Source organism: Pseudomonas sp. EGD-AK9, from assembly GCF_000465935.2.
Lineage (GTDB): Bacteria > Pseudomonadota > Gammaproteobacteria > Pseudomonadales > Pseudomonadaceae > Aquipseudomonas.
The window spans coordinates 1-3,998 of sequence record NZ_AVOF01000297.1 but is presented as its reverse complement, the minus strand read 5'-3'; the positions used below and the strand labels follow the sequence as shown (position 1 = coordinate 3,998).

The 3,998-nt window shown below is 70.1% G+C and carries 4 protein-coding genes; 1 reads left to right on the top strand and 3 read right to left on the bottom strand.

The annotated features are described in order from the left end of the window. A partial coding sequence (locus N878_RS14430; protein WP_021444337.1) for a CHASE4 domain-containing protein occupies window positions 1–1,308 on the bottom strand: 1,308 nt, incomplete at its 3' end. A gap of 235 nt (window positions 1,309–1,543) precedes the next feature. Between N878_RS14430 and trxB the strand changes: the two genes are divergently transcribed. Then, the gene (gene trxB / locus N878_RS14425; protein WP_021444336.1) at window positions 1,544–2,491 is read left to right on the top strand and encodes a thioredoxin-disulfide reductase; all 948 of its coding nucleotides are present in this window, start codon (window positions 1,544–1,546) and stop codon (window positions 2,489–2,491) included. Window positions 2,492–2,566: 75 nt separating this feature from the next. Here the strand turns inward: trxB and N878_RS14420 are convergent, their stop codons facing one another. Next, entirely contained in the window at window positions 2,567–3,727 is a 1,161-nt protein-coding gene (locus N878_RS14420) for an AAA family ATPase (protein ID WP_021444335.1), read from the bottom strand. A gap of 21 nt (window positions 3,728–3,748) precedes the next feature. Next, window positions 3,749–3,998 (bottom strand): hypothetical protein (locus N878_RS14415; protein WP_021444334.1); only part of this gene is annotated, 250 nt, incomplete at its 5' end.

Genomic DNA, 3,998 nt, shown 5'->3' with positions numbered 1-3,998 from the left:
CCTCGGGCTGGCGTCGTCGCGCGCCTGCTGGAACAGCTGGCGGGCGCGCTCGACCTCGTCGCCGGCCAGCAGCTCGACGAAGGGGCGGTGCAGCAGCTGGTCGTCGCGGTAGCCGAGCAGGCGCTCCAGGGCGCGGTTGAAACGCTGCAGGCGGCCCTCGGCGTCCACCTCGAAGTAGCCGTCGTGGATCGCGTCGAGCACCACGCGGTCGCGCGCCTCGCTCTGTTCCAGGCGCTCGAGCATCTGGTTGAGGCCGGTACTGAGCGCGCCCAGCTCGTCGCGGCCGAGGTCGCCGACCCGCGGCAGGCGGGCCTGGTCGCCGATGGCGGCGATCTCGCCATTGAGCCGGCCGAGGCGGCGCAGCACCCAGAACTCCAGGCCGATGTACACCAGCAGCGCCGCTGCCAGGGCGATCGCCAGGCTGAGGCCGAGGAAGAAGTGGATGGCCTCGCCGCCCTTGCGGAAGTTGATGCGCTCGCCGGTCAGCTGCAGGCGCAGTTCCGGCTCGCCGAGGCTGTTGGCCGATTGCAGCTCGATACGCTGACGCTGCGCGTCGAGCAGGCTGCGCGGGCTGAGCCAGCCCTGCGGCAGCGGGGTGTCGGCGGGCAGGGCCAGGCGTTGCCAGTCGTCGTCCATCGCCACGGGCGGCAGCAGGCGCAGGTCGCCGAGGGTGCGCAGCTGCAGGTTCTCCTGGCGTGCGCCGTCGAAGAAATAGCCGGCCAGCAGGCTGCCGATGGCCTCGGCGCTGCCCTGGCTGTTGCTCACCGCGCTGACCGTCAGCAGCAGCGGCACGCCCTGCACCAGCAGCAGTTGGCCGGACTGGAACTGCGCATCGCCGCCGTGCTGCAAAAGGCCCAGGCGCTGACTGCGAGCGAGGATGTCGCGGCGCAGGCTGGCGATGCTGCGCGGGCGCTCGCCGCCGACCGGGAGCATGTCGAGCAGGTCCGGCGGCGCCCATTGTTCGACCACCACCTGGCCGCGGTCGTCGAGCAGCACCATGAAGTCGAAGTCGAGGTTGGCCAGTTGCCCGGGGTCGAGGTTGCGCCGCAGGAAGCGGCTGCGGTCGCCTTCGCCGAGCAGCAGCTCGTAGCTGCCGTCCCACCAGGCATAGCTGCGCAGCAGGCTGCTGGTGCGGTGGATATGGGCGAGCAGCAGGGCATGCGCCTTGTGCGCCTCGGCCTGCAGGCGCAGGTTGTCCTGCTGGTCGAAGCGGCTCAGCAGCAGGCGCTCGGAGAGGCCGTAGACGGCCAGCAGGGTCAGCACCAGCAGGGGGGCGAACAGCGAGAACAGGCGGGTGCGCAGGGTCATGACGGCATTCGTCCCTGAAGTCGATGGGCCCAGTATAGCCAGGGCGGGCGATCCTTCCGGTCGATAGCGGGGCTCTATGTCGCGCATTGGCAATGGGTATTTCCGCTCGCGCCGAGCGCTCGCTAGCCTGGCGACCAGTTTCACACTTTGCCGGGCTCCCCCTGAGTCAGCCTTCCCCACGTGCTCGGGAGCCCGTTCTTATCTCAGCCGGCGCAGCTGCCGGGAGGAGTCGTCGATGTCTGCCATTCGCCATGCCCGCGTCATCATCCTGGGTTCCGGGCCGGCCGGTTACAGCGCCGCGGTGTACGCGGCGCGGGCCAATCTCAAGCCGCTGCTGATCACCGGCATCCAGGCCGGCGGCCAGCTGACCACCACCACCGAAGTGGACAACTGGCCGGGCGATCCCCACGGCCTCACCGGCCCGGCGCTGATGCAGCGCATGCAGGAACACGCCGAGCGCTTCGAGACCGAGATCGTCTTCGACCATATCAACGCGGTGGACCTGGTCGGGCCGCGCTTCACCCTGGTCGGCGACAGCGCCATCTACAGCTGCGACGCGCTGATCATCGCCACCGGCGCCAGCGCCCGTTACCTGGGGCTGCCCAGCGAGGCGGCGTTGATGGGCAAGGGCGTGTCGGCCTGCGCCACCTGCGACGGCTTCTTCTACCGCGGTCGCCCTGTGGCGGTGGTCGGCGGCGGCAATACCGCGGTGGAGGAGGCGCTGTACCTGGCCAATATCGCCAGCAAGGTGACCCTGATCCACCGCCGCGAGACCTTCCGCGCCGAGAAGATCCTGCAGGACAAGCTGCGCGCGCGGATCGCCGAGGGCAAGATCGAGCTGCGCCTGAATGCCGAGGTGGACGAGGTGCTGGGCGATGCCGGTGGCGTCACCGGCGTGCGCCTGAAACACCAGGATGGCGCCAGCAGCGAGCTGGCCGTGGACGGGCTGTTCGTCGCCATCGGCCACACCCCCAACACCAGCCTGTTCGAGGGCCAGCTGGCGCTCAAGGACGGTTACCTGGTGGTCAACGGCGGGCGCGAGGGCAACGCCACCGCCACCAGCATCCCCGGCGTGTTCGCCGCCGGCGACGTGGCCGACTCGGTCTATCGCCAGGCGATCACCTCGGCCGGTGCCGGCTGCATGGCGGCGCTGGATGTCGAGCGTTATCTCGACGGGCATTGAGCTCCGGTTGTGGACAAAGCCCCGGCATCGCGAGATGGCGGGGCTTTTTCGTGGTAGCCCCCCACCCACTATGACTCAATCCGGCCAGTGCCAGGCCGGTTCGTCCAGCAGTCCCTGACCGCGGATGCAGGTCTGGCCCAGCGCTTTGTCCAGCTCCAGGGCGTTGCACGCCGGGCTTTGCTTGAGCGTGGCGATCAGGCGGCTGGCGTGGGACACCACCCACACCTGGGTGTGCTGCGAGGCGGCGATGATCAGGCGCCCGAGCGCGGGCAGCAGATCCGGGTGCAGGCTGGTTTCCGGTTCGTTGAGCACCATCAGCGACGGCGGCCGCGGGGTGAGCAGGGCGGCCACCAGCAGCAGGTAGCGCAGGGTGCCATCGGATAGCTCGGCGGCACTCAAGGGGCGCAGCAGGCCTTCCTGGCGCAGCTCGACGGCGAAGCGTCCGCCGGCCTGGAAATCGATATGCAGGCGGCTGCCGGGAAAGGCGTCGTCGATGGCGGCGTCCAGCGCGGCGCGATCGCCGATTTCACGGATGGTCTGCAGCGCCGCGGCCAGGTCGCGGCCGTCGTGATGCAGCACCGGCGTGCGCGTGCCCAGTTGCGGCTGGCGCGCCGGGGCCTCGGCGTCGCTGCGAAAGTGATCGTAGAAGCGCCAGCGGCGGATGGTTTCGCGTAGCTGGAAGACTTCCGGGCAGCTGGGGTCGTTGCCGATCTGGTCGAACAGGCTGTCGTAGCTCGGCAGGTGCTGGGCCAGCACCTGCCAGCTGCGGCCTTCGCGCAGGCGCACCATGGGCCCGGCGCGATCCACCAGCAGCGAGGCGGGGCGGTAGCTGGCGCCGGCCCAGATGCACTCGCGCTTGATCTCCGGGTCGAGGGCGAAGGCCGAGCGGCTCGGCTCGGGCAGGCCGAGGGCAATCGCATAGCCGAAATCCTCGCCGGCAAAGCCCAGGCGCAGACGCATTGCGTGCTGCCGTGGGCCGCCTTGCACCGGCACCTCGCCGCTGCGCATGCGCCGGGAAATCTGCTCCGGCCCGGCCCAGAAACTCGACTCCAGCCCGCCCTCTCGGGCCAGCGCATTGACCACCCCGCCCTGGGCGGTTTCCGCCAGCAGGCGCAGGGCGCGGTAGAGATTGGACTTGCCGCTGCCGTTGGCGCCGGTGATGAGGTTGAGTTGGCCCAGCGGCAGCTCCAGGCTGTTGATCGAGCGGTAGTTGGCGACGGCGAGGGTATGCAGCATGGGTGTCGTCCTGACCAGGAATCAGCGGCCGTGGCGCGGCGAGAAGGCCAGCCAGGCCAGCAGCGGGTAGCACAGGTAGTGCAGGCTGAACAGGAACAGGCCCATGGGGCTGGGGGTGTCCTGCAGGGCCATCATCGCCAGCAGGCCCAGGTAGAGCAGCGCCAGCAGGCCGCCGTAGAGCGCGGTGAAGCGCCAGCGTTCGGCGTTGCTCGGCGCGCGCCCTTCGCGCCAGTGGAACAGCAGCGCCAGGCCGGCGGCGATGGCGGCGGCG